The organism is Francisella sp. AG1, from assembly GCF_057683165.1.
This window is the reverse complement of sequence record NZ_CM173135.1, coordinates 350,309-376,242: the sequence shown is the minus strand read 5'-3', so window position 1 is coordinate 376,242 and position 25,934 is coordinate 350,309. Positions and strand designations below refer to the sequence as shown.

The window sequence follows — 25,934 nt, the reverse complement described above, 5'->3', positions numbered from 1 at the left end:
ATTAGCTTATTTTCTCCTAAGATAGGGATAGGTATCTTGAGATATTAGTAATTTATTTTTTAAAAAATATTGAATGAATTATTTTTAGGCATATAATGGTTGGTATACTATATGGCATTTTTTTATAGTATTGTTAAAAGTTAAACAAAAACGAAAAGGAAAATGAATCATGAAAAAGCAAGTACAAAAAGGTTTCTCACTAGTCGAGTTAATGGTGGTGATCGCTATTATTGCTATTCTAGCGGCAGTAGCTATCCCGATGTATTCTAACTACACTACTCGTGCTAAGCTTGGATCTGATCTATCTGCTCTAGGTGGCGTAAAAGCCGAAGTTGCTGAGGAGATTTCTAATAATAATGGTACGCTAACTGGTGTTGATATGGACAATACTACCAATGATAATCTTCCAAGTGGCGCTACTGTTACAACTGGCGTTATCAGTTATCCTTCACCACAAGTATCTGGAGCCACTATCAGCTTGTCTCCAACAGTAGGATCTGGTGCTGTTACATGGGCATGTAATATTAATGGTGTTTCTTCATCTCAAGCACCATCTAACTGTACAACAAATTAAATTAATTAAACTAATAACTATCTTATAAACCACTTCTTAGTGGTTTTTTATATTTAAGATACAAATTTCTCTTCAAATTGCTTTAATAAAAAGTATTTTTTCAGATATAATCAAAGTATAGTAGCTTTTATAAAGTATGGATATGAAGAAAAAAAATAAAGGTTTTTCACTCATAGAGCTAATGGTTGTAATTGCAATAATTGCAATTTTAGCTGCTGTAGCTTTTCCAATGTACTCCAATTATAAAGAAAGAGCTTCAATGATTGATGCTATTAGTAGTATTGGTGGTATTAAAGCTGAAATAGAAGACGACATCAACAATAGTATCAACATATCAACCCAAAGCTATGCTACTCCAACTGGTATAAGCATTATCGATAGTAGTTCTTCAGGTGCAACCATTGAAATAGATATGTCTCAAAGAAATTCTAATGTTTTTTCTAATGCTAACGATCAGCTTAGGCTAACCGGCATATCTAATGGTAAGGTTTTTAACTGGAGCTGCTCTCATAATGCTAGTGCAACCACTCTTACATTAAGTAATGTACCAACATCTTGTCAAACTACGTACTAATATAATAAAGAACCACTAAGTTTTCTATAACCCTAGCAACTCCCTTGCATGAGATAATGTATTTTCAGAGATATCAACTCCACCAACTATCTTAGCAATTTCTTTTATTCGTTGCTCTTGATTCAATTCTATAATCTTTGATACTGTAGTATCCTTGAGATATTTTTTAGTTACATGCAAGTGTATTTGCCCTTGAGCTGCAACTTGCGGCTGATGTGTAATACATAATACTTGTAACTTCTTAGAAAGTTTATTCAGTAACTTACCAACAATTTCTGCTGTAGCTCCAGATATTCCGACATCCACCTCATCAAAAACAAGTGTGGGATATGACCTTTTTTCAGCTGACACAGCCTGTATTGATAGCCCTATCCTACTAAGCTCCCCTCCAGAAGCCACTTTTTTCACAGGCGATAATTGCTCACCCAAATTAAAGTTAATCATAAAATGGCACTCATCAATACCTTTTGATGTCCTGATACCAGAATTTATAATGCTCGCCTCGAAGCTACCTTTAGGAATATTTAGTGAACGAATATTTTTTTCTACTTGTTTTGAAAACTCTTTAGCTAGTTTTTTACGCACCTTACTAAGTTGATTCGCATAACTATCATAATTATTTTCTAGTTCTTGCTTATTTTGATTCAATTCCTCTAACTTAGAACTATCCTGAGTGAATTCATCTAACTGCTGCTGTAGCTCCTGAATATGTTGATATAAATAGCTAGGCTCAATTTTATGCTTACGTGCAAGATCATATATTTCAGACATTCTATGTTCCACTTTTGCTAATTCCTCAGGATCTTGCTCAAGTGATTCAAGTCTATTTTGCGCTTCATCATAGCTCTCTTGTGCATAAACTTTTGCTTGAGATATTAATTCTTGTAAATTCTTATAAGTCAAATCATCAAATTTTGATACTTCTTTTTCTAACTCAGTAAGCATAGATATGACATTAGACTCATTATCATATATCAAACTTGAAATATAATTTAAACTATAGCTTATATCATCAACACTTGATAGATTGTGCTGTTTTTGTGACAATTTTTCGAACTCATTCTCGGCTAACCCTATAGCCACCAATTCCTCAAACTTATACTTCAAAAGCTCTTTCTGACTATTCTGACTACTAATAGATTCTTTTAAGTCGGCTATTTCAGAATTTATTTGCTGTAACAAATAATAATAGTCTGCAACGTTTCTCAAGAGCTCATCATTATTAGCAAAACTATCTAATAATGCTAGTTGTGACTTAGAATCCAACAAATCTTGATGTGAATTTTGACTGTATATATTAATTAATTTATCTGATAGTTTCTTAACATCCGCAGCTTTTACTACGCTGCCATTTATAAATAAACGACTTTGTTTTGTCTTATTTACAACACGTCTAAAAATGCACTCATAATTTTCATATTCTATGAAAAAACCATCCAGTATTTTTTGAGCTTTTTGATTATCTTTAATACAAAAAGTAGCAGAAACTTCTGTAATACTCCCGTCTTGCAAAAATGCTTTTTCAAGCCTAGCACCTAATACAAAACTAAGTGCATCAAGCAATATTGATTTACCAGCCCCAGTTTCACCTGTTAACACGGTCATACCTTCTTTAAAATCAATCTCCGTTGACCTAATAATCGCAAAATTTTTAATTGATAAATGTAGTAGCATAGAATCTTATATGATTGATATTACACCTAAACTAATATATCTGCTCTTATATAGTTATACAAGTAGAAGGACAACCATTTTATATTCAAATAACAATATATACTTTTAATTTATTCTGATGGAAATGATTTTTAAGTTCTTGTCTCAGCTGTGATTTGATGGTTAATATTTTTTGAGTTTCAATTATTTCAGGTAAAATCAAATAAACATCTATAAATATAAAACGTCCCGATTGAGTTATTTTAACTTTACTAATTGACACATCTAAATTTTCAATCACTTTATTAGCTAAACTTAAAACCTGATTTTTAAATTTAAAATCTGGTGCTGCATCCAATATATGCTTATATGCTTCTTTTGCTAGCTTTATAGGATTTATCATAATATAAAACCCTATAAAAATAGCAATAATAGGGTCAACATATAAGGCGAGTAAGTTGTAACCTATAATCTCTAATCCATAGCCCACAGATATACTCAAAACCACGCCTAACCCGAGAAATGCATCAGCTTTCCACATTAAAGCATCAGAGTAGAGAATTTTAGATCCTGTTTTTTTTGCTCTATCGTTTACAAAAAAATACATAAAGCAACAAACAATAGTCCCTATAATCTCTGAAAATAATGCTATACCATAATTTGGTTTAACAATATGAGTAAAGATATTGAATATTGATATCAATATCACACTAAAAGCAATCAGCAATACAAACCATGACTCTAAAATAATAAAAATAGGTTCTAGACGATGATAGCCATAATGGTAATACTTATTAGCTGGCTGATTTATTTTTCTTAAAACATATATTGAAATAGCATACAATAATATAGAGATCACCGAATTTCCAGTATCTAACAATACTGTCAATGATTGGGAAAAATAAACTATTATAATACTAAAAATAGCAAATACAGTTGCGACTATAAGATTTATTTTTAAAGTTTTGTTTTCTAATTGTTTGTCAAAAGACATAGTAAAATACGATAGTTATAACGCTGCAGCAATATTATTATACCACTCCTCTTAAATTTATAATTACAATAAACTCATAAATATAAATAAATTAAATATTTTTTACACAGATAAAATATATTATAATCGTTCAAAGTTTCTTAAATTAATTTAAACTAAAAAAGGATTTATTTAAATGCAGCTATCAAAAAGAGTTCGAGCAATGCAAGCTTCACCAGTACGCAAACTAGTACCATACTCAATTAAAGCAGAAGAGCAAGGCAAAAAAGTTTATCATCTAAATATTGGCCAACCTGATATTAAAACTCCTAGTGAGTTTATGGATGCTATTAGAGCTTATGATAAAGAAACTATAGCTTACTCTGTGGCTAATGGTGAGCCTAGCCTTATCAAAGCAATATCAAAATACTATAAAAGATTCGGTATGAATTTTACTGAAGATGAAATTTTAATTACAAATGGTGGTTCTGAAGCTCTTATATTCGCTGCAATTACAACATGTAATGCAGGTGATGAAATACTTGTGCCAGAACCTTTTTATACAAACTACAATGGCTTTACAACAGCTGTTGATGTTGCCATCAAACCAATCACAACAAAAGCAGAGGAAGGCTTTCATCTTCCATCTAAAGAAGAAATACTAGCATGCGTAACTGACAAAACTCGTGCAATAATGATCTCTAACCCAGGCAATCCTACTGGTGTAGTCTATACAAAAGATGAGCTAGAAGTTCTAGCAGAAGTAGCTAAAGAAAAAGACTTATTTATAATAAGTGACGAGGTATATCGTGAATTTACTTATGATGGTCTTACTTGCACATCTTTTGGAAATATCAAATCAGTTGAGGATAGAGTTATAATTGTTGATTCTGTATCTAAGCGTTATAGTGCTTGTGGAGCTAGGATTGGCTCAATCTGTTCAAAAAACAAAGAATTAATTACAGAAGTAACTAAGCTTTGTCAAGCTAGACTATGTGTTCCAACTCTTGAACAAATTGGTTCAGCAGCTTTATATGGAGTATCTGAAGAATACTTAAAAGAAGTAAACAAAGAATATGAAAAAAGAAGGGATGTAACCTTTGAAGCACTTTCTAAAATGAATGGTGTAATCTGTGAAAAGCCTACAGGTGCTTTTTATGTAGTTGCTAAACTTCCAATAGATGATGCTGAAAAATTTGCATTATGGTTACTTACAGACTTTGATGATAATAAAGAAACTGTGATGGTTTCTCCTGCAGCTGACTTCTATGCAACAAAAGGACTTGGTAAAGATGAAATTCGTATTGCCTACATACTCGAAACAGATTCTTTAAAAAGAGCTCTTGAGCTACTTGATAAAGCTATCAAAGTATATAACAATAAATAGTCTTTATCATACAGTTAGATAAAACAACAATGTAAATTCTTCTAAAATTAGAAAAGTTCTATATATTTTAAAAGCTTACTACAGTTCTGATATTGTTATGCATATTTTCAAAACCTTTGTTAATATCTTCAATCTTAATATTTGATGTGATAAGGTTATCAATATCAATACGACCATCCATATACCAATCAACTATCATTGGCACATCTGTTCTACCTCGCATACCTCCAAAAGCAGAGCCCTTCCAAGTACGACCCGTCACTAATTGAAATGGTCTGGTACTGATTTCTTCCCCAGATCCAGCCACACCAATAATAACACTCTGACCCCACCCTTTATGAGTACATTCAAGTGCTTGACGCATAATATCTGTTTTACCTATACATTCAAAACTATAATCTGCTCCACCACCTGTCAAACGTATAAGATATTGCACCAAATCATCATCTATTTCATTAGGGTTAACAAAATCAGTCATACCATATTGTTGTGCAAGATCTTTTCTATCATTATTAATATCAACACCAATTATCTGTCCTGCCCCGACTAATTTGGCACCTTGAATTACATTTAAACCTATTCCTCCGAGACCAAATACAACAACGCTTGCTCCGGCCTCAACATTAGCTGTTTTAACAACAGCCCCAACCCCTGTTGTTATACCACAACCTATATAGCAAATTTTATCTAAAGGAGCATCTTTTCTAATTTTAGCAACCGCTATTTCTGGCAGCACTGTATAGTTTGAAAAAGTTGAACACCCCATATAGTGAAATATTTCTCTGCCATCAGCAGTAGTAAATCTCGAACTACCATCTGGCATTAATCCTTTACCTTGAGTTTCTCTAATAGCTTGACACAAATTTGTTTTAGGGTTTAAACAATACTTACACTCTCTGCATTCTGGTGTATACAAAGCTATCACATGATCACCTGGCTTTACAGAAGTGACATTCTTGCCAACCTCTACTACCACTCCCGCACCTTCATGCCCTAGTATCGCTGGAAATAATCCTTCTGGATCATTCCCTGAAAGAGTAAAAGCATCTGTATGACATATACCTGTAGCTTTTATTTCAACTAAAACTTCATTATCCCTAGGCAGAGCTACATTAACTATTTCGATAGAAAGAGGGCTACCGGCCTTATAGGCAACAGCTGCTTTTGATTTTACAGTCATATAATTTCTCCAATAATTTTAAAAAATTCCTACTATAAATAATTCATACAAATACTAATCAAGAGGATTTTTAAATTAATTGCGTTTATAAATATCTTCTAAACGAACAATATCGTCCTCTCCTAGATATTCTCCCACTTGCACTTCAATTATTTGAACATCATTGTCTGTAAAATTTTCTAATCTATGTACTGATTCTTTAGGAATAAAAACATGCTCACCAACTTCATATTCGCGTACACTAGCACCCACTGTAATAGTCGGATTACCAGTTACAACAACCCAATGCTCAGCTCGTTTAAAATGCTTCTGTAAAGAAAGCTGACCTTTAGGTGTTACTGTAATTATTTTTGTTTGACTTTTAGCTGTAAAATTAATAGTTTGGTAAGTCCCCCAAGGACGTTCATAAATCTCACCAACCTGATTCATTTCCGACATTATTTTACCTTTTTTTATTTAAAAATTTTATTTTAGTATTATTATCAACAAAATCCCTAAACAATTCAATCGTGTAGTAAGTGATATTCAATATTTAACCATTCTTAAAAGGCAGCTTAAGCATGCTTTTAAAACTTTGGGTTATCTTAGGATTTCTGTATTTCTCAAGGCCAATTTCCATATTAACATGACCATTTTTAGGCTGCTTCCTATATGTCCTTCCTAACTTATCCCACACTATTAGATTAAAACCAAAATTAGAGTTAGTCTCAATTGGAATAATTGAATGATGTATCCTATGCACATCTGGAGTGACTATAATAATCCGTAGAACCTTATCCAACTTATATGGCAATCGTATATTGCCATGGTTAAATAAAGAAGTTCCATTTAAAATTATTTCAAAAATTACTACCACTATTGCTGGGGCTCCAATAAAAATAATAATAATAATTTTTATCAACATAGATAAAATTATCTCAACCGGGTGAAAGCGTAAACCTGTAGTAACATCAAAATCTAAATCCAAATGATGAACCTTATGAAATCTCCATAACACAGGTACATAATGAAACAAAACATGTTGAATATAAATAGTAAAATCAAGAACTAGAAAAGCTATTAAAAAACTCAACCATTTAGGCACTGACAGAATATTTAATAATCCCAAATTATACTCACTACAGAATATAGCGACTCCAACAGCTGTTATCGGAAAAATAATCCTTAATAAGAAAGTATTTACAAACACTAAAGCTAAATTATTAAACCAACGAGTTTTTTTAGAAATTTTCAACTCTCTGATAGGAGCTATTAATTCCCATAAAGATATAAAAAGCAATATTATTAAGAAGGAACTAAGTCTAGCTATTAATTCATAACTCATGCAATCAATCTGAAATAAGTCCACACCACATTCTATCACCTCCTCCACCTAAGGGCATAGGTTTATCAGAATAATTATCAGAACCACTATGAACCATCAAACTATGGCCAACAAGCTCCTCTAAGGAGTCTAATTTTGGAGCTACTACTGGCTTAGTTGCCGTACCGTCAGCATCGACAATTAAAACTGGTAAATCTCCCTTATGACCAGAATCATTATATGGGCCTAAGTGTTTACCAGTCTTCTGTGGGTCCCAATGACCCCCAGCAGCTTGCCCCATATCATCACAACTAGGATTAATATGGATGTGCATACCATGTACACTTTGGCCAGGTAAATTGTAGAGATGAGGAGTAATTAACATACCATCTTGCTTACCGTTATGTATATATGGAGATATAGTTATTGTTCCAACAGCTTTTTGGTCATGGACATCCTTCATATGTACAATTAACTCATTATCATTATTGCGATTATATGGCTTTGTGTCCAAAGAAGTACAATTTGTTAATAAAAGTACAGTCATACTTAAGCCTAAAATTTTATATGTTTTTTTCATATCCATACCTCTTAATAATTTAAATAAACGTTTAAATCATCATACAAATATTTTCAAATATAATCTATAATTAAAAAGCAAATTATAAATATAACATCTAATAGCTTAGTATTAGTTATGCTAATATTTATGTTATTAATTATAACTATCTGTAACTTTATGAAAAAAATAATACTTATATTGGTGATGCTTCCTTTACTTGGTCTATCTAATACCCCAACATGGCAAAATTTCGACAAGCCTAAGGCCGTACTTAAACTAACTAAACTTGAATACTATGTTACTCAAAAAGGCGGTACTGAGAAACCTTTTGAAAACAAATATTGGAATAACCATAAACAAGGTATATATGTAGATATAGTATCTGGAGAACCTCTATTTAGCTCAACAGATAAGTATAAATCAGGAACTGGCTGGCCGAGCTTTAGCAAACCAATTAATAAATCCTTTATTGAAGCTAAAAAAGATAATAGTTGGTTTATGAGTAGAGTTGAAATACTCTCTAAACATGGTAAATCACACTTGGGGCATGTGTTTGATGATGGACCTAAACCTACAGGCAAAAGATATTGCATGAACTCAGCTGCTCTTAAATTCATACCAAAAGAAGATATGAAAAAAGATGGCTATGGAGAGTACTTATACCTTTTTGAAAAAAAATAAATATAAATGCATTTTAAAAGTGCAAATGGACATATTAGTAAACTACTCAAATCACCACCTATTTCATCATACTTTTTCAGTTAACCAAAATACAATCCAAAGATAATGAATATATAGTAGAAATATACTGTAATTAATAACTTAAAAAATGATAAGCTTAAGTAAAGATATAAGCATTTTATAATAATGTATACTAGAATATTATATTAAGACTATACAGGTTATTAAAAAAGCATTGCTGTAACAACTGTGTGTGATAATTGTAAATTTTCAAATAGGAGTCATTGTCATTAATACTCAAACTATAGGTATTTTAACTTTAAACATCTCTTTTATGATGTACTTAATACAGTTTATACCCCAAATAATACATAATTTCAAAAATAAAATTGCTCTAAAAAATATTAGTTTATTAACCCAATTTGGTATGTTCATTACTGTGCTATGTAATATAGTTCAAGCTATTGGAACCAATCTAGATTGGCAATATTTAACTATAGCTATAGCATATCTTATAGGCATTATAATCCAACAGTTACAATTATCATTTAATAAAAAAATACCAGAAGTTATTAATCTTATCTTTGTGATGCTTTTATAATAGCCATACTGGCTATAAGATCTAAAGCGACTTTAGCCTATCAAGTTGCTGGGGCTATTAGTTTAATCCTTCATTTCTTATACTGGTTTCCTCAAATATATAAGAACTATAAGCAGCAAGTTTTTATTGGGTATAGCAACTTATTTATAGCTTTTGCATTTCTTGGTATCTTATCTGAGCTATTTAATAGTTTTCTATTATCATCACCATTGATTATAAAAACTAACCTCCTAGGTATCTCTATAGTTATTTCAGTATTAGTGATACAAAAGTTTTACTATAGAAAGAATACATAAAGTTAAATCATTTCAGGAAACTCAACTTTGATAAAATCACTCTGTATTTTATGCTATTATAACTAGATAAATTATTTACTATTATCAACTATGTCAGGAAACACTTTTGGTAAAATTTTCACAGTAACTACCTGTGGTGAAAGTCACGGTGACTCTCTTGCAGCAATTATTGATGGCTGCCCTAGCAACATTGCTCTATGTGAAGCAGATATTCAACTAGATTTAGATAGACGTAAGCCTGGTCAATCTAAATTTACCACCCAACGTAAAGAACCAGACCAAGTAAAAATAATATCTGGAGTTTTTGAAGGTAAAACTACTGGTACGCCAATTGGTTTGATCATAAAAAATCAAGACCAAAAATCAAAAGATTATGGTGACATAAAAGACAAATTTAGACCCGGACATGCTGACTATACTTATTTCAAAAAATATGGCAATCGTGATTATCGTGGTGGTGGCAGATCTTCTGCTAGAGAAACAGCTATGCGTGTTGCAGCAGGTGCGATTGCTAAAAAAATACTCAAACATCATAGTATTGAAATATATGGGTTTTGCTCACAAATTGGTGAACTAAAAATAAAATTTGAAAATAAACATTACATAAATGAAAATCCTTTTTTTATTGCAAACCAAACATCAATCAATGACTGTGAAAACTTAATTCATAAAATCCGTAAAGAAGGTGATTCTATAGGAGCTGAAGTTACTGTTATTGCATCAGGGTTAGATGCAGGTCTAGGTAGCCCTGTATTTGATAGGTTAGATGCCAATATTGCTCATGCATTAATGAGTATTAATGCTGTAAAAGCAGTTAGCATTGGAGATGGATTTGATTGTGTCGTACAAAAAGGTAGTCAGCATCGTGATGAGATAAGTAAAGACCAAGGATTTTTATCTAATCATGCTGGTGGAATATTGGGAGGGATATCTACAGGTCAAAATCTAATAGCAAAATTAGCATTCAAACCAACATCAAGTATCCTACAACCAGGAAAAAGTATAGATATTAAAGGTGATGATACTACTGTAATAACTAAAGGTAGGCATGATCCTTGCGTTGGTATACGTGGAGTTCCAATAGCAGAAGCTATGCTTGCTTTAGTATTAGTAGATGAATTACTTCTTACAAATTCTTATAAAAATTGAACATGGGCGCTCAAGAATTTTGGAATTTACTCGCCAACTGGGGATATCTTGCTGTAACCTTAGCTGTTTTTGTTGAAGGTGAAATTTTCTTAATTATGGTTGGTATAGCCACAGCTGCTACTCTTTTTAACCTTCCACAAGTAATCATTGCTGCAACTATTGGAGCTATTCTTCATGATAATGCTGTTTTTATAGCCTCTAAATTTATAGGCAAAAAAATTATACAAAAGAAAGCATCATGGAACTATAAGGCTCAAAAATCTTTAGCCTTTTTAGAAAAACATGAATCTTTAGCAATTCTTAGTATTCGATTTTTATATGGTTTAAGAACGATAACTATAGTGATGGTCGGGCTTAGTAACATTAGTAAGATCAAGTTTATTAGTCTTGATAGTATTAGCAGTTTTGTTTGGGCTTCTATATATATTTCTTTAGGTTACCTCTGCGGACATGCTATTTTAGACTTTGTTAATCATATAGATATTAAACTATGGATATCTCACAATAAATATCTATCGATATGTATACTTCTACTACTTTCAAGTATAATTTATATTAGCTACCGATTATTCCGATCAAGATCAAAGAGGTGTGTAAAATGAGTAGATTAGATCTTTTAAAAAAGAATTCTGCAAATGATAAAAAAAAAAGCTCTGCAAAAAAAAAACCTCGTGAAGGCATGCTTAATGAAAAGTCTCAAAGCACAAAACAACGTGAAGATAATTTAACTGATGATATTCTATCAGCTGATGATTTTGAGAATGAATTAGAAGATACTGCAACTAAAAATTTTGATATAGATAGAGATGAGGAAGATACAGAGGAAAATGTCAATGTTATAGAAATTGATATTGATACAAATAAAGAGCTAGAAATTGACCCATCGTTAATAGATGATGAGATTACCGATTCAGATGATCACTCAGATAATAATGAAACACTTAAGCCAGTAAATAAAAATTCTGAAACTCATCGCCATAACGATATTGTAGAAGGAAACATAAGTATCGACTATAGCGAAGAAGATATAAAATTTGAGATAGATTATACTTATGATCATCGTGAGGATGTACATAACTCCCATGTCAAAGTAATAAAAGATGGTGGAATGGAAATTAATACCCCTAAAATATTACAGCTTCATGATATTGTAAGAATTTCTGTAACCCTTACAGAACTTAAAGAACAAGTCGGATGTGAGGCTAGAGTTGTATCTGTGTTTCCCCAAACCATGCGCGCCTCTAGTTCAGAAAATGATAATAGATATCGTTATATTGTACAGTTCATAGGCCCTAATGCCTCTGAGACTGAAAGAGTTCTCTCAAAATACCTACTAGGATATAAAGCGAAGTAATTTTAGATGGCAAAACAAAAAACTATTTTCATATGTCAAGAGTGTGGAGCTAATTCTCCACGCTGGCAAGGACAGTGTCATAGCTGTAATCAATGGAACACTTTTGTTGAAGAACTAAAACCTGATCCCAAAAAACCCCCTAAAGCTAGAACAGGATTTGCTGGAAGTGTATCAAAAGCAACCGCTCTAGCAAATATAGAAGGAAAAGAATACTCTCGCATATCAACAAGTATATCCGAATTTGATCGAGTATTAGGTGGAGGTATTGTAAAAGGCTCAGTGACTTTAGTTGGTGGTGATCCAGGAATAGGTAAATCATCAATTCTTTTACAAATAATGTCTTTTTTATCTCTAAAAAGGAAAGTACTTTATATTAGTGGAGAAGAATCTCTAGAGCAAATAGCACTTCGTGCAGAAAGGTTAGATTTACCTAAAGATAATCTTTTAGTGATGTGTGAAACTAATATTGAACAAATTTCTAGCTACATAATAGAAAATAAACCTGAAATTATTGTTATTGACTCTATCCAAACCATGTATAGTCCTGAAATTCAATCCATGGTAGGAGGAGTATCACAAGTAAGAGAATCAACCGCTTATATTACCCAAGTAGCAAAGCAAAATGAGACATCTGTATTTCTAGTTGGTCATGTCACAAAATCTGGTGAGGTTGCTGGCCCTAGAGTTTTAGAGCATATCGTTGATGCTGTGATTTTTATAGAATCACAAGATAATGGTAGATATCGTATGATGCGGGCACTCAAAAACAGATTTGGGGCTGTTAATGAAATAGGTGTATTTGCTATGACTGATACAGGAATGAAACAGGTAAAAAATCCTTCTGCAATCTTTCTAAATAATGGTCGCACCAATCTAATAGGTAGCGTCATAGTCTCGGTATGGGAAGGTACTAGACCATTATTGGTAGAGCTACAATCACTTGTAGTTGACAAAAATATTAATCAACCGCCAAGAAGACTATGTGTTGGAATAGATAGCAACCGTCTTGCAATGATTTTAGCCATCATACAAAGGTATATGCATATTGATCTATACGACAAAGATGTTTTTTTAAATGTAGTTAGTGGCATCAAGATAACTGAAACTGGTATAGATTTAGCTCTTATTTTAATTATCTACTCAAGTATTAAAGAAATTGAGATACCACATAATATGCTAATCATGGGAGAGGTGGGGTTATCAGGCGAAATACGGCCTGTTCCATACGGTATAGAGAGAATAAATGAGGCTAAGAAACATGGTTTCAAGAAAATAATAGTTCCTCAAGCTAACATTTCAAAAACTGCAAATTTTACAGATATTGAAATAATTGGCATTACAAACTTAAACCAAATAAAAGATATAATAGCAGGGTAGAATATATGAATTTTCTAGAGAGTATTAATTTTTTAGATATTTTAATAATAATTATAATTCTAATTCTAAGCTTATTTGCCGCTGTTAAAGGGCTTTTCAAAAATATCGTTTTGCTTATACTTATGATCTTTGCTGTAGTCTTGGCAGGAGTTTTAGCACAACAAATTCAAGGAGCATATATAAGTTCCTTAATAGAAGATCCAGGGACTGCTTATATTATATCTTTCATTTTGGTACTAGTTTGTGCATACCTTATTATCTTTGGTGTTATGAAAGTTTTTATGCGAAATAATAAGGAAAAAGAAAGCCTCTCAAATACCTTATTTGCTTTTTTCATAGCATTAATCCGTTTTAGTTTTATATTTAGTATAGTTTGTTCAACTCTAAACTCTTTCGATTCAGTTAAAAATAATTCACTCTGGGAAAGCTCCTATTTAGCTAAGCCACTTGTGAAGATTGGCGATTATGCTTTTAATACAAAAGTTAAAATGCAAAAAACTAACCTCAAAAACTACGTTCCAAAAAAAATCGCTGGTGGTTAGTATTAACTTTCACTTTTCAATTGTCGATTCATTAATTTCTTAACCATATCACTTGGTTGAACAGACTCATATAAAACTTTGTAAGTAGCAAATACTAATGGCATATCAATAGAATGCTTTTCAGCTAATTTATATACAGCCTTAGCAGTAGAGTACCCTTCTACGACGTTATTTACTTTATTTAATGACTCTTCTATCGTCATACCTTGACCAAGATAAAGTCCGAACCTACGATTACGTGACTGATTATCTGAACATGTTAACAATAAGTCTCCCAAGCAACTGAGTCCTATAAATGTCTCTGGACTTGCTCCTAGTTTCAAACCTAATTTTTTCATCTCTGCCAGACCCCTAGTAATCAAAGCAGCTTGGGCATTTACACCAAAATCCATACCGTCAGCTATACCAGTCGCAATAGCTAAAACATTCTTGACAGCTCCCCCAACCTGAGCTCCAACAATATCAGTCGTCGTATAACATCTAAAATTTTCATTACTAAAAAGTTCTTGGACATAATTAGCATAGTGTATATTCTTTGACGCTACAACAACCGCTGTTGGTAACTTATTTGCGACTTCTTTGGCAAAACTTGGCCCAGTTAATAATGCAAAATCTGGATATGGCAAGGTATTTTCAACAATTTCACTAAGTAAAGCATAACTCTCATGACAAAACCCTTTAGTCGCACTAATTATATTTTGTTGAGGTTGTATATATTGCCTTAATTCTAAAACAATTTCTCTAAAGCCTGAACTTGGCGTAGCTATTAAGATATCATCAAAATCTTTAATATACTGTTGCCAATTATCTATAACTATTAAATTAGCTGGGAATTTCACAATACTCGGTAAGTACTTAATATTATTATTTTCCTGAATCATCTGTTGATTATGCTTAGCTCTCCAAGAGCTAATTTTGACACAATGTCCCTTATACGCTAATTGTAATGCTAATGCAGTGCCCCAAGCACCTGCTCCTAATACAAGTATATTTTTTTGCATAGTTTTTTAATTTGAATAAGATATTTTACATCTAATATATTCTATAGTTGCTTAAGTGTAAACACCCTCTTACTATAATTTTTACTTATCAAAAGTATATATTTAATATATTTAACTTTAGATAAAAAGAATGGAATAATACCAAACATACAACAACATTTAATATTTTAGTGAGACAAAAATGAAAAAAATATCAATAATCACAATCTTAGCTTTAAGCATTTTTTCAACTTCTTTTAGTTATGGTCTATACCAAGTTAATAGTTTTTCTAATCAATCATTTCCAGGGCCAGAATTAAGCCTAGCAGCATAAAATTATCATATAGTTAATCTGATAATATTGTGCTAAAGACGTGAGTAATAGCATCAGATAAATTATCAAAAGAATTATTTACTTTTCTTAAAATTCTTTTAAAATTGGCCCAAATTTTTTCTATAGGATTTAAATCAGGAGAATAAGCAGGAAGGTATAGTATCTGTATATCAAACTTCTCTGCTATTTTAGCCAATTTAGGAGACTTATGAAAACTAGCATTATCCATAACAACAGTAGTCTTTGGAATTAACTCAGGACATAAATGCTCTTCAAACCACTGATTAAGAATTTGAGTATCTGTATATCCAGTATACTCTAGCGGTGCTATAATCTTCTTTTCTAAATAGTTATAACCAGCAACTATACTTTTTCTCTGAGTTTGATAAGCAATAACTTCACCATAGCTAGGTTTACCAACAAGAGACCATCCTCTTAGTACAGACTGTTTATTATCCATACCCATTTCATCTAAATATACAAGTTTGTTAGGTTCAATAGTCTCAACAACCTCTATAAAACTTTGCCTATCTTGTTCTTTTCTTTGCTTATATTTAGGTGTCTTTTTTTAAAACTAAAACCAAGTCTGGTAAGACAATCATAAAATGTGCTTCTAGGTATTTCAGGAGCTAATGCTTCTCTAATATCTAAAGCCATTGCATCTGGATATGTTCTTAAGTAGCTTTCTATCGCTTCCTTATCTGTAAAGGTTGCTACTCTACCGCAACCCAAGCCTTGCTTAGATTTATAATCACCAGTTGTCTCGTATAAGTTTATCCAAGATCTAGTAGTACGGATATCTATATTAAAAAAATTACTTAGCTCTTTGTCTGTTAGGCCTTCTTTATATTTAGTTATTACGATATCTCTGAAATCTTGGCTATATGATGACATTTTTTCTAAATATTATAACATTATTGTCAAATAACTATCGGATTAACTATACTAAGCGCTATTAATTACATTTTTTTAATAAAAAAATTAATATATTGACTATAACAATATTTACCTATAATATTTCGATATTTAGCGAAACATAGTATTAACAATGAAACTTGCAGACATGGTTGATTTCCAAAAAGCTCTAAGTGATGAAACTAGAATTAGAATACTAATGGTAATATATCAACATGAATTATGTTTATGTCATCTAGCCTATATATTCAAACTAGCTAACTCCACACTATCTAAACATTTAGATATACTTAGGCGCAATGGCTTTATTCATAAACGTAAACAAGGACGATATCATTATTTTTGTTTTAATTTAGCTTATAAAGAACAACTAAACTGGCTTTTAAAAATACTTGCTGATGATGAAACTATCCAAATCGATCATAATTTAATTAAAGTTATGATAAAAGAAAAACTTGAGCACTTGCCTGAAATACATGCAAAGGAGAATCTACTGTGAATAACTCAAAAATATATTCAAGATTTAAAATCTATGGCTTAGACTGCATTGAGGAAGTCAATATTATAAAAAAAGCTTTAGGAAAAAAAGTATTGGCAGAAGATATGGAGTTTGATTTATTAAACGGTAAGCTCTCTATAAAAAATCTGGAACTTCCAGAAAAAGATATAATTACACTAATAAAAAAATCTGGACTAAATGCGGTATTATGGAATGAATACATTACCAAACCTCAAAACACTAGTTTTCTAAATAAATATTTAAAAATAATTACAACCACTACTAGTGGACTACTTATTATTTTTGCTTACCTTTATCATGCTATTGATCATGGATTTATACATGCTTTTATAGAAAATGAAAACACTTCATTCGAAACCATACCCTTTGTAACCCAAGTTAGCTACTTATTAGCTGTTTTACTTGGGAGTTGGTTTGTATTTCCAAAAGCGATATCATCTATTAAAAGATTTGATGCTGATATGAATCTCCTTATGGCTATAGCTATAATAGGTGCTGTTGCTATCGGTCAGCTCTTTGAAGCTGCGATTGTAAGCTTTCTATTTGCTTTTTCACTTTTACTTGAATCATGGAGTGTTGGCAATGCTCGTTCTGCAATAACCAAACTTATGGACTTCACTCCCGATACTGCTTTAGTTTACTGTTGCCATGATAAGCAATTTGAAGAGAAAGCTATAGCTGAGATAGCTGTAGGTAAGAAAATACTGATAAAACCTGGACAAAAAATTGCTCTTGATGGCGTTATCATAAAAGGTAACAGCTTTATAAATCAAGCACCTATTACAGGTGAATCAATTCCAGTAGAGAAAAGCATAAAAGATGAAGTGTTTGCTGGAAGCATAAATGGTAACTCTACTATTGAAATAAAAACCACAAAAACTGCTGATAACTCATCTGTTGCAAAAATAATTCAAGCAATTGAACACGCGCAATCAAAACGTTCCAAATCTGAAAAATGGGTTGATAAATTCGCTCGGATATATACCCCGTCAATGATATTGTTAGCTTTAGCGATAGCTATATTACCACCATTATCCATTGGTTCAGATTGGCTTAAATGGATCTATCAAGCATTAGTTATCCTTGTTATAGCCTGCCCTTGCGCATTAGTTATATCAACCCCCATATCAATAGTTTCAAGTTTAGCAAAAGCAGCTAGAAATGGTGTATTAATTAAAGGTGGTAATTTCATAGAGATCCCAGCAAAAATTAAGGCAATAGCCTTTGATAAAACAGGAACTTTAACCCAAGGTTTGCCTTCAATAGTGAAAATAATTCTTGCTGATAATTCTACTGAAGAATTTTTAATAAATATAGCTGCAAGCTTAGAGAAATCTATTGAGCACCCAATTGCTAGAACAATTACAGATTATGCTAAGCATAAAAATATAGCCCTTACAGAAGCTACAAATACTAAAGTTATCAGTGGCAAAGGTATTTCTGGAGAGTTAAACAATTCACAATTCTGGCTTGGAAGCCATACTTTCTCTCATGATAAAAACCTATGCCAAAACGAGCCCCTACATCAAGAAGCTTCTCTATTAGAAGGTAATGGTCACACCTTGATATTTGTAGGTAATGATAAACAACTATTAGGAGTTATTGCAGTACAAGATGCTCTAAAACCTAATATTAATGTAACTCTGACCAAACTTAAAAAACTTGGTATTGAGCAAAATATAATGCTTACAGGCGATAATATCGGAACTGCAAAAAACATATCTCAACAAGCAGGTATAGATAGATATTATGCAGAGTTATTACCAGAGTCTAAAGTCTCTAAAGTTGAAGAATTAGTCAATCAATATAGTAGTGTTGCTATGATTGGTGACGGTATTAATGATGCTCCTGCACTTGCTAGATCAAATTTAGGTATTGCTATGGGCGCTATTGGTAATGATATTGCAATAGAAACTGCTGATATTGCCCTTATGTCAGATGATATTGCAAAACTACCTTGGCTTATAAAACATTCAAAGAAAACCCTAAGTATAATAAAACAGAATATAACCTTTGCTATAACCATTAAAGCAATATTTATATCTCTAGCTGTAGCTGATTTAGCTACATTGTGGATGGCTATCGCAGCAGATATGGGAGCTACATTAATAGTTATTATAAACTCTCTTAGATTATTAAAATAATCTATATATCATACTTCATCCATAATGGTAACAAATATCTAATATCATTCATAAACTTAAATAAGCCAACATTCAACTCAACATTACCATTTGGATCAGTTACCTCACGAGGAAATGCTATACCAGTTCCAAAAAGGCCTGGCGCAATAATCCCAGAAGTAGAATCATAATTTTTAGCATCAAAGCCCTCAGCACTAGGAGCCCTACATTCAAAACCAGTAGCATAAATAACTTTATTATATTTATGCAAATGCTTATTTATTTCTTCATTTGTCGATAAATACCTCTTAATTCTTTTATCTAAATTCTGAGAAATATTTTTTCTGGCCCATTTAGCTGTTTCGCCTTTTAGACCTGTATTATCATACAAAATCCAATCACCCATATTTACCGCATACTTTAAGGGCTGGCGATAGAAGTTTGCAACATTTTTAATTCCAAGCTCAAGTAAACTTCTAATGATTATCATTGCTGAGTGAGATGACCCAAAAACTGCAACATTGTCTCCCGCTGCAAGTTCATTTTGTAATTTAGTTGGGGCTAATGCTTTAACTAAAGGTATTTCTTCTGTAATTTCAAAGTTATGAATATTTAGAGATTTAGGTATTGAGCCTGTTGCTAATATAACCTTATCTGCTAGATATTGTTTTTTTGTACCAAATAAACCCCAAGTATTTTGGGATATCTTTAAGTCACTAATTGTATCTATATAAGAATCAACTTTTCGCTGTAAATTTGCACTAATCCATTTCAAAGCTTTAGTTGCTTCATTTAGTTGAGTAAAATTTTGCTTATCTAAAGCATCAATATTAAATTCTTCAGGTCTTTTATCATATTCAAATGCCTTTATATCATTAAAAAACCTAAGGAATAATTCCACCCTAGTATTGCTACTAACTTCACCCCATTTCTCACCAAAATCACCAACTTTAAAATAAGAATCTATCCAAAGTATATCGCTAGGATTAATATTATTATCTAATAACATACCTATTGCTGCCATACCAGCTGGACCTGCTCCAACTACAGCCCATTTATATTTTTTATCCTCCATTAATACTCCTATATCTAGCCAAAACATTTAGGAAAGTATACACAATTATTCGCTATCAAATAAATTTGATTTTATTAATATTGAACATCAGAAAAACTTATATTAAAATAGTATAGTATAAGATTCTCTAAAGTAGGAATATGCGAATCACCTTAAAGCAACTTCAAGTCTTTGTTAATACTGCTAAAGCGGAATCAATTAGTATTGGCGCAAAAAAATGCTTTATTTCGCAAGCTGCTGCAAGCATGTCATTATCTCAACTTGAAAATATGCTCGATACAACGCTCTTTGATCGTGTAGGTAAACGTATGAAGCTAAATGCTAATGGGAAAAAACTTTTAGCAAAGGCTATTCAAATTTTAGATGAAATTGAAGAATTTGAAATGTTTAGTAAAAATGATATATCATTATCTGGCAAAATAATTATTGGTGCAAGCACAACTATCTCCAATTATATACTTCCCAAATATATAGCCAAGTTTAGAAAAACTAATCCTGACACAAATTTTGAAATCATAACTGGTAATACTAAAGAAATTATTGAAAATGTTGAATCTTTAGCTTGTGATGTTGGTTTTGTAGAAGGTGAATGCAACAGCCAAACTATACATACCAGTCTATGGGCCAAAGATAACTTAAAAATTATCTGTCGCGCAAATCACCCAATAACTACAAATAAAAATATACAAATAAAAAACCTTTTAGAATTCGAATGGGTCACTAGGGAGCAAGGTTCTGGTACTTTTGAAATATTTTTCAATTCGCTAGAAGATAAAATTTCAGAAGTTAAAAAAGCCATAGTCCTTAATAGTAGTGAAGCTATAAAACAATATATTCGTCACAGTGATTGTCTTGCGTGCTTATCAGAAATAATCACAAAACAAGCTTGGGATGCAAAAGAATATGACATCATTGAAACTAAAGAATTAGATCTAACAAGAAATTTTTACAAATTACTCCATAAGAAAAAATATCATACAACTCTAACTAAAGAGTTTTGTAACTTTATGGAGAGTGATGTGAACAATATTGATAAACACATCAGTTAGAGCTATCTTATACTTAAGCAATAAATTTAAAGGAGAAAAATATGTCATTTGCAATTATAATACTAGCCATTATCGCACTCATTGCAATATATACAGTTATTACCTACAACAAACTAATAGCTGAAATTGAAACAGTCAAAAACTCTGAAAAACAAATTGATGTCCAATTAGACCGTAGGGCAAAAGTTTTTGATTCATTAGTAAATGTAGTTAGAAAATATATGGACTACGAACAAACTACGCTAAAACAAGTCGTAGAACTAAGAAGCAAGGCAAATATAGCCAAAAAGCAAGGAGATACAAAAGCAAGAATTACAGCAGAAAACCAAATATCAGATTTGGCTAAAGGTATAAATGTACAATTTGAAAACTATCCTGAATTAAAAGCTAACCAAAATGTTATCCAGCTGCAAGAAGAGATTACATCTACTGAAAATAAATTAGCTTTTGCTAAACAAGCTCTTAATGATTCAATAGAAAGATATAATGCCCATAAAAAATCTTTTTTTACAGGGATAGTTGTAGGGTTATTTAAAAAATTAAATGAAGACTTCATTTACTGGAACATTTCAGAAGAGAAAAAGCAGCAACTTGAAGAAACTAGAGTGGAGCTATAAATGTCTGCTACTGGTGATTTAGAGTATGGTTCTGTAAATTGGCGTGAGGTAATTCGTAGAAATACTCACCGTACATATTTTGTAATAGCAACTTTTTTAATAATATTTTTACTATTAGGGATTTTTGTCGATACTTTTTGGCGCTATGGAGAATTTGCTAATGCCTATTATATTAAAACTGGAGAAACCCTTCCAATTAGTCAAGTCTTTATATGGTTAGCAACATTTCAAATCCCTCCTATTGCTACTATGATTATTTCTAGTATTGCTATAATATGGATTTTTATAACTTTTATCATGTATGATAAGATCATGCTTTCTGGGACTCAATATATAGAAATCACCCCTAACGAACAAGGTACTCTAGCTCGCAAAGTATATAATGTTGTAGAAGAGATGAAAGTAGCGGCTGGAATGAGGTATATGCCTAAAGTCTTTCTAATTGAGGCAGGTTATATGAATGCTTTTGCCTCTGGATACTCTGAAAAATCAGCAATGGTAGCAATTACTACTAAACTTGCTAATGCTCTAAATCGTGATGAATTACAAGCTGTTATGGCACATGAACTAACCCACATCAGAAATCAAGATATTAAGCTAAATCTATTTACTATGGTCTTATCTAACATGATGCTAATTATAATGGATTTTTTATTTTATTCAGCACTATTCTCAGGCAACAATAGTAATAATAACAATAATCGTAATAATAATGCTGCAGTTTTTTTTATAATAATTATAGTTCTAAGATATGTTCTACAAATCTTTACAATATTTATGATGCTCTTTTTAAGCCGTACGAGAGAATATATGGCAGATGCTGGAGCTGTTGAACTAATGCGTACAAATATACCTATGGCAAACGCCTTAATAAAAATAGCTAATGACAGTAGTTCACCAGAGGCGCAAAATAGCTATAAACATAATAAAAATGAAAATCTACGTCGCGCATCATATATTTTTGATCCTTTAAGTGCTGGCATAAATGGTGGCGACATGTCAGATTTATTTTCCACACACCCATCCATCAAGAAAAGGCTCGCGTCTATTGGTGTAAAATCACGCTAAAATAGCGTACATATATCTAATATTATTAACTATATATCTATTTTAAAGTGATTAACCTTCATATTCATTTTACAAATAAGCTATAATTTATAGTGTAAACTGAAGGTTTTAATATGGATGTAATAGAACACCTAAGTCTAAAAATTAAAAATAGAGGGATTACCATTATAGAGTTAGTTATAGCTATGACTATACTTGGTATTTTAGGAGCATTTGCTACATCAACTTATTCAAATTATAGGACTAGGGCAAAAATAGCTAGCCAAGTATCTATCGTAACAGCCCACGCCCAGCAAATACATGATTTAAAGAAAAATGGAAAAGACTTCTATTTAGAATTTCCTTACTCTACTATTAATGAATATGGCACAATAATAAAGGATATTGGTGAAACTGGTGCAAATGTTATCCAAGGTGGTGCAGAAATTATGATACGATCAGAAACTGTACCTCCAGATTCTATAAAATGGCGATGTATCGTCTCTGGTGATGAGCTCTCTGAATCAAGAGTCCCAAACCAATGTCTCTTAGGATCTGATACATTTTTTAAAATATTAAAAGATATAGTTAATCTGATAATATTGTGCTAAAGACGTGAGTAATAGCATCAGATAAATTATCAAAAGAATTATTTACTTTTCTTAAAATTCTTTTAAAATTGGCCCAAATTTTTTCTATAGGATTTAAATCAGGAGAATAAGCAGGAAGGTATAGTATCTGTATATCCAGTATACTCTAGCGGTGCTATAATCTTCTTTTCTAAATAGTTATAACCAGCAACTATACTTTTTCTCTGAGTTTGATAAGCAATAACTTCACCATAGCTAGGTTTACCAACAAGAGACCATCCTCTTAGTACAGACTGTTTATTATCCATACCCATTTCATCTAAATATACAAGTTTGTTAGGTTCAATAGTCTCAACAACCTCTATAAAACTTTGCCTATCTTGTTCTTTTCTTTGCTTATATTTAGGTGTCTTTTTTTAAAACTAAAACCAAGTCTGGTAAGACAATCATAAAATGTGCTTCTAGGTATTTCAGGAGCTAATGCTTCTCTAATATCTAAAGCCATTGCATCTGGATATGTTCTTAAGTAGCTTTCTATCGCTTCCTTATCTGTAAAGGTTGCTACTCTACCGCAACCCAAGCCTTGCTTAGATTTATAATCACCAGTTGTCTCGTATAAGTTTATCCAAGATCTAGTAGTACGGATATCTATATTAAAAAAATTACTTAGCTCTTTGTCTGTTAGGCCTTCTTTATATTTAGTTATTACGATATCTCTGAAATCTTGGCTATATGATGACATTTTTTCTAAATATTATAACATTATTGTCAAATAACTATCGGATTAACTATAACAACATGATTAGCTCAGAAGCAAATTTTGATTTAGAAAATAACCCTTTACCAAATAATGACTGGGGTAAAATAACAAATGGAGATTCTTTTTTAGGTGATTGGACAATATCTGGAGGAGATGAGGAAATAGAATTATGGAATAACTTTGATATAATATCGGACCGTCGTGATAATGTAACAGAGCTTGATGGTGATAGTAATGAAATAGTTGAATTATCACATGACTTAGCCACTCAAAATTTTGAAAATATGAATTTAACCTTTGATTATTATCCTAGAACTGGAGATGACTCAAGTAATTTCGAAGTATACTTGGGTGATGAACTAGTTTACACACATAGCGATTTCTCAAAGGAATGGCAATCAATTAACATAAGCCTAGATAATCTTAGTAATGCTGATTCTAAAAAGCTTTCAATAAGAGAATCTGGTGAAGATGAAAGCTATGGAGCTCTTATTGACTTAGACTCTCTAAAAGTTACTCCTGGAGAAATTGTTTAAGCTGTGATTTTTGCCTCAAATGTACTATAATGACAGAGAGTTTTTATTCAAAGCTTTATAAATTCCATAAAAATAAACAAAACCAAAGTAAAGAAGTATATAGATGTCAGATCAACAACCACGTAAGAAACTTTCATTAGGTAGAAAAAAAATATCTACCGATAGATCAGCTAATATTAGTAATAATCTAAAAACTAAATTAAAAGCTAAAAAAGATAATAATATCCAAAACTTTTTTAAAAATAGCGATAAAGAGTTAAATCAACTATACCAAGAAAGACAAACTGTAGATAAACAGATACAACAAATAGAGCAACGGCTTCTTTTTGCAAAGAGCAAACCTCTTCAAGAGTTTTTATTTGAGCTTAAATCAAGAGACTTCGACCTACTAGTCAAAATAAATTCATATATCAGTAATATGTAAGTTTAAAAAGATAAAAATAACTTTTTTAGAATATTGTTTTAAAGATCTCATTTATGCCTTTTTTAGCAAGCACTAACATTTGAGCAAACTCTTCTTCAGAGAAGTCCTTGCCTTCTGCTGTACCTTGAATCTCAATCATACCACCCTTTGAGTTCATTACAACATTCATATCTGTCTCTGCATTTGAATCCTCATCATAATCAAGATCAAGTACAGCTTGATTATTATAAATACCTACAGAAATAGCCGCTACTTGAGATGTTAAAGGTTCAGCATCAGAAGCAATCATATTTTTTTCTTTCATATAGTTAATAGCATCTCTAATAGCCAAAGAAGCTCCTGTGATAGCAGCAGTACGTGTACCACCATCAGCCTGAATAACATCACAATCAACTTTAATAGTATTTTCGCCAATTGCTACCAGATTAACACTCGCACGCAATGCTCTACCAATTAAACGTTGGATTTCTTGAGTTCTTCCCGACTGTTTACCTCGAGCAGCTTCTCTATCCATTCTCGTATGAGTAGAGCGTGGAAGCATACCATACTCAGCAGTTAACCAACCTTCTCCTGAATCTTTTTTAAACCTCGGTACACCAGACATAACTGAAGCTGTGCAAAGTACTTTTGTATCACCAAACTCAACAAGAACTGAACCTTCAGCATGTTTTGTAAAATTACGTGTAACTTTTACATTACGTAATTGATCATTATTTCTGCCACTTGGACGCATTTTGGAAATCCTTTTAATTAAATTT

At 31.7% G+C, this 25,934-nt stretch carries 28 protein-coding genes and 2 pseudogenes; 19 read left to right on the top strand and 11 right to left on the bottom strand.

Annotation, left to right across the window (positions count from 1 at the left end; genetic code table 11):
• Window positions 1–169 precede the first annotated feature (169 nt).
• Window positions 170–574: a pilin gene (locus tag ACR0PV_RS01885; RefSeq protein ID WP_488173350.1), complete on the top strand. Its 405-nt coding sequence runs from the start codon at window positions 170–172 to the stop codon at window positions 572–574.
• Between the two features lie 142 nt (window positions 575–716).
• Window positions 717–1,148: a prepilin-type N-terminal cleavage/methylation domain-containing protein gene (locus ACR0PV_RS01880; RefSeq protein WP_488173349.1), complete on the top strand. Its 432-nt coding sequence runs from the start codon at window positions 717–719 to the stop codon at window positions 1,146–1,148.
• 24 nt (window positions 1,149–1,172) lie between these two features.
• Here ACR0PV_RS01880 and recN read toward each other — a convergent pair whose 3' ends face one another.
• Window positions 1,173–2,822 (bottom strand): DNA repair protein RecN, encoded by a 1,650-nt coding sequence (gene recN, locus ACR0PV_RS01875; RefSeq protein WP_488173348.1) that lies wholly within the window; start codon window positions 2,820–2,822, stop codon window positions 1,173–1,175.
• 85 nt (window positions 2,823–2,907) lie between these two features.
• On the bottom strand, window positions 2,908–3,795 hold the full coding sequence (locus tag ACR0PV_RS01870) for a cation diffusion facilitator family transporter (RefSeq protein WP_488173347.1): 888 nt from the start codon (window positions 3,793–3,795) through the stop codon (window positions 2,908–2,910).
• Window positions 3,796–3,970: 175 nt separating this feature from the next.
• Between ACR0PV_RS01870 and ACR0PV_RS01865 the strand changes: the two genes are divergently transcribed.
• Window positions 3,971–5,161 (top strand): pyridoxal phosphate-dependent aminotransferase, encoded by a 1,191-nt coding sequence (locus tag ACR0PV_RS01865; protein ID WP_488173346.1) that lies wholly within the window; start codon window positions 3,971–3,973, stop codon window positions 5,159–5,161.
• 67 nt (window positions 5,162–5,228) lie between these two features.
• Here ACR0PV_RS01865 and ACR0PV_RS01860 read toward each other — a convergent pair whose 3' ends face one another.
• The 4 genes from ACR0PV_RS01860 to ACR0PV_RS01845 form a co-directional block, all read right to left on the bottom strand.
• The gene (locus tag ACR0PV_RS01860) at window positions 5,229–6,341 is read right to left on the bottom strand and encodes an S-(hydroxymethyl)glutathione dehydrogenase/class III alcohol dehydrogenase (protein ID WP_488173345.1); all 1,113 of its coding nucleotides are present in this window, start codon (window positions 6,339–6,341) and stop codon (window positions 5,229–5,231) included.
• A 75-nt stretch (window positions 6,342–6,416) separates the two neighbouring features.
• Window positions 6,417–6,779, bottom strand: a complete 363-nt coding sequence (locus ACR0PV_RS01855) for a phosphomannose isomerase type II C-terminal cupin domain (protein ID WP_488173344.1) — start codon at window positions 6,777–6,779, stop codon at window positions 6,417–6,419.
• Window positions 6,780–6,873: 94 nt separating this feature from the next.
• Complete coding sequence (locus ACR0PV_RS01850) at window positions 6,874–7,665, bottom strand: sterol desaturase family protein (protein ID WP_488173935.1); 792 nt, start codon at window positions 7,663–7,665, stop codon at window positions 6,874–6,876.
• Window positions 7,666–7,669: 4 nt separating this feature from the next.
• Complete coding sequence (locus ACR0PV_RS01845; protein WP_488173934.1) at window positions 7,670–8,224, bottom strand: superoxide dismutase family protein; 555 nt, start codon at window positions 8,222–8,224, stop codon at window positions 7,670–7,672.
• Between the two features lie 159 nt (window positions 8,225–8,383).
• Between ACR0PV_RS01845 and msrB the strand changes: the two genes are divergently transcribed.
• The 7 genes and pseudogenes from msrB to ACR0PV_RS01810 all read left to right on the top strand — a co-directional run bounded on the left by msrB (window position 8,384) and on the right by ACR0PV_RS01810 (window position 14,206).
• Complete coding sequence (gene msrB, locus ACR0PV_RS01840) at window positions 8,384–8,887, top strand: peptide-methionine (R)-S-oxide reductase MsrB (protein ID WP_488173343.1); 504 nt, start codon at window positions 8,384–8,386, stop codon at window positions 8,885–8,887.
• Window positions 8,888–9,221: 334 nt separating this feature from the next.
• A pseudogene (locus ACR0PV_RS01835) lies at window positions 9,222–9,784 on the top strand (PQ-loop domain-containing transporter).
• Between the two features lie 90 nt (window positions 9,785–9,874).
• Window positions 9,875–10,933: a chorismate synthase gene (gene aroC / locus ACR0PV_RS01830; RefSeq protein WP_488173342.1), complete on the top strand. Its 1,059-nt coding sequence runs from the start codon at window positions 9,875–9,877 to the stop codon at window positions 10,931–10,933.
• Between the two features lie 2 nt (window positions 10,934–10,935).
• On the top strand, window positions 10,936–11,535 hold the full coding sequence (locus ACR0PV_RS01825) for a DedA family protein (protein ID WP_488173341.1): 600 nt from the start codon (window positions 10,936–10,938) through the stop codon (window positions 11,533–11,535).
• Window positions 11,532–12,287, top strand: coding sequence for a PilZ domain-containing protein (locus ACR0PV_RS01820; RefSeq protein WP_488173340.1), 756 nt, complete (start codon window positions 11,532–11,534; stop codon window positions 12,285–12,287). Before ACR0PV_RS01825 ends, ACR0PV_RS01820 begins: the two co-directional genes overlap by 4 nt.
• Window positions 12,288–12,293: 6 nt before the next feature.
• Window positions 12,294–13,664, top strand: coding sequence for a DNA repair protein RadA (gene radA / locus ACR0PV_RS01815; protein WP_488173339.1), 1,371 nt, complete (start codon window positions 12,294–12,296; stop codon window positions 13,662–13,664).
• Between the two features lie 5 nt (window positions 13,665–13,669).
• A complete protein-coding gene (locus ACR0PV_RS01810; protein ID WP_488173338.1) occupies window positions 13,670–14,206 on the top strand; it encodes a CvpA family protein in 537 nt (178 codons plus the stop codon).
• Between the two features lie 2 nt (window positions 14,207–14,208).
• Here ACR0PV_RS01810 and ACR0PV_RS01805 read toward each other — a convergent pair whose 3' ends face one another.
• The gene (locus tag ACR0PV_RS01805; protein ID WP_488173337.1) at window positions 14,209–15,207 is read right to left on the bottom strand and encodes an NAD(P)H-dependent glycerol-3-phosphate dehydrogenase; all 999 of its coding nucleotides are present in this window, start codon (window positions 15,205–15,207) and stop codon (window positions 14,209–14,211) included.
• Window positions 15,208–15,388: 181 nt separating this feature from the next.
• Here ACR0PV_RS01805 and ACR0PV_RS01800 point away from each other — a divergent pair, with 181 nt between their 5' ends.
• A complete protein-coding gene (locus ACR0PV_RS01800) occupies window positions 15,389–15,520 on the top strand; it encodes a hypothetical protein (RefSeq protein WP_488173336.1) in 132 nt (43 codons plus the stop codon).
• A 13-nt stretch (window positions 15,521–15,533) separates the two neighbouring features.
• Here ACR0PV_RS01800 and ACR0PV_RS01795 read toward each other — a convergent pair.
• Window positions 15,534–16,414, bottom strand: a protein-coding gene (locus tag ACR0PV_RS01795; protein WP_488172178.1) for an IS630 family transposase whose coding sequence is annotated in 2 segments (ribosomal slippage) — window positions 15,534–16,090 and window positions 16,090–16,414 — 882 coding nt in all. Because the reading frame shifts where the segments join, the coding sequence is not laid out codon by codon here.
• Between the two features lie 154 nt (window positions 16,415–16,568).
• Between ACR0PV_RS01795 and ACR0PV_RS01790 the strand changes: the two genes are divergently transcribed.
• Together ACR0PV_RS01790 and ACR0PV_RS01785 are read left to right on the top strand one after the other, a co-directional pair.
• Complete coding sequence (locus tag ACR0PV_RS01790; RefSeq protein WP_488173335.1) at window positions 16,569–16,934, top strand: ArsR/SmtB family transcription factor; 366 nt, start codon at window positions 16,569–16,571, stop codon at window positions 16,932–16,934.
• On the top strand, window positions 16,931–19,099 hold the full coding sequence (locus tag ACR0PV_RS01785) for a heavy metal translocating P-type ATPase (protein WP_488173334.1): 2,169 nt from the start codon (window positions 16,931–16,933) through the stop codon (window positions 19,097–19,099). Before ACR0PV_RS01790 ends, ACR0PV_RS01785 begins: the two co-directional genes overlap by 4 nt.
• Before the next feature lies 1 nt (window position 19,100).
• Here ACR0PV_RS01785 and ACR0PV_RS01780 read toward each other — a convergent pair whose 3' ends face one another.
• Window positions 19,101–20,153, bottom strand: a complete 1,053-nt coding sequence (locus tag ACR0PV_RS01780) for an FAD-dependent oxidoreductase (protein ID WP_488173333.1) — start codon at window positions 20,151–20,153, stop codon at window positions 19,101–19,103.
• Window positions 20,154–20,293: 140 nt separating this feature from the next.
• Between ACR0PV_RS01780 and ACR0PV_RS01775 the strand changes: the two genes are divergently transcribed.
• From ACR0PV_RS01775 to ACR0PV_RS01760, 4 genes are all read left to right on the top strand, one after another.
• Entirely contained in the window at window positions 20,294–21,202 is a 909-nt protein-coding gene (locus ACR0PV_RS01775; RefSeq protein ID WP_488173332.1) for a LysR substrate-binding domain-containing protein, read from the top strand.
• A gap of 41 nt (window positions 21,203–21,243) precedes the next feature.
• Complete coding sequence (locus tag ACR0PV_RS01770) at window positions 21,244–21,819, top strand: LemA family protein (RefSeq protein WP_488173331.1); 576 nt, start codon at window positions 21,244–21,246, stop codon at window positions 21,817–21,819.
• The gene (gene htpX / locus ACR0PV_RS01765) at window positions 21,820–22,887 is read left to right on the top strand and encodes a zinc metalloprotease HtpX (protein ID WP_488173330.1); all 1,068 of its coding nucleotides are present in this window, start codon (window positions 21,820–21,822) and stop codon (window positions 22,885–22,887) included.
• Between the two features lie 113 nt (window positions 22,888–23,000).
• A complete protein-coding gene (locus tag ACR0PV_RS01760) occupies window positions 23,001–23,477 on the top strand; it encodes a prepilin-type N-terminal cleavage/methylation domain-containing protein (RefSeq protein ID WP_488173329.1) in 477 nt (158 codons plus the stop codon).
• Here the strand turns inward: ACR0PV_RS01760 and ACR0PV_RS01755 are convergent.
• Window positions 23,455–24,198 (bottom strand): annotated as a pseudogene (locus ACR0PV_RS01755) (transposase). The gene ACR0PV_RS01760 and the pseudogene ACR0PV_RS01755 overlap by 23 nt on opposite strands.
• Between ACR0PV_RS01755 and ACR0PV_RS01750 the strand changes: the two are divergent.
• Window positions 24,189–24,752: a hypothetical protein gene (locus ACR0PV_RS01750; protein ID WP_488173328.1), complete on the top strand. Its 564-nt coding sequence runs from the start codon at window positions 24,189–24,191 to the stop codon at window positions 24,750–24,752. The pseudogene ACR0PV_RS01755 and the gene ACR0PV_RS01750 sit on opposite strands and share 10 nt — an antisense overlap.
• Window positions 24,753–24,855: 103 nt before the next feature.
• Window positions 24,856–25,176 (top strand): hypothetical protein, encoded by a 321-nt coding sequence (locus ACR0PV_RS01745; RefSeq protein ID WP_488173327.1) that lies wholly within the window; start codon window positions 24,856–24,858, stop codon window positions 25,174–25,176.
• Between the two features lie 25 nt (window positions 25,177–25,201).
• On the opposite strand, the gene rph is transcribed toward ACR0PV_RS01745, so the two are convergent.
• On the bottom strand, window positions 25,202–25,909 hold the full coding sequence (gene rph, locus ACR0PV_RS01740) for a ribonuclease PH (protein WP_488173326.1): 708 nt from the start codon (window positions 25,907–25,909) through the stop codon (window positions 25,202–25,204).
• Window positions 25,910–25,934: the final 25 nt, after the last annotated feature.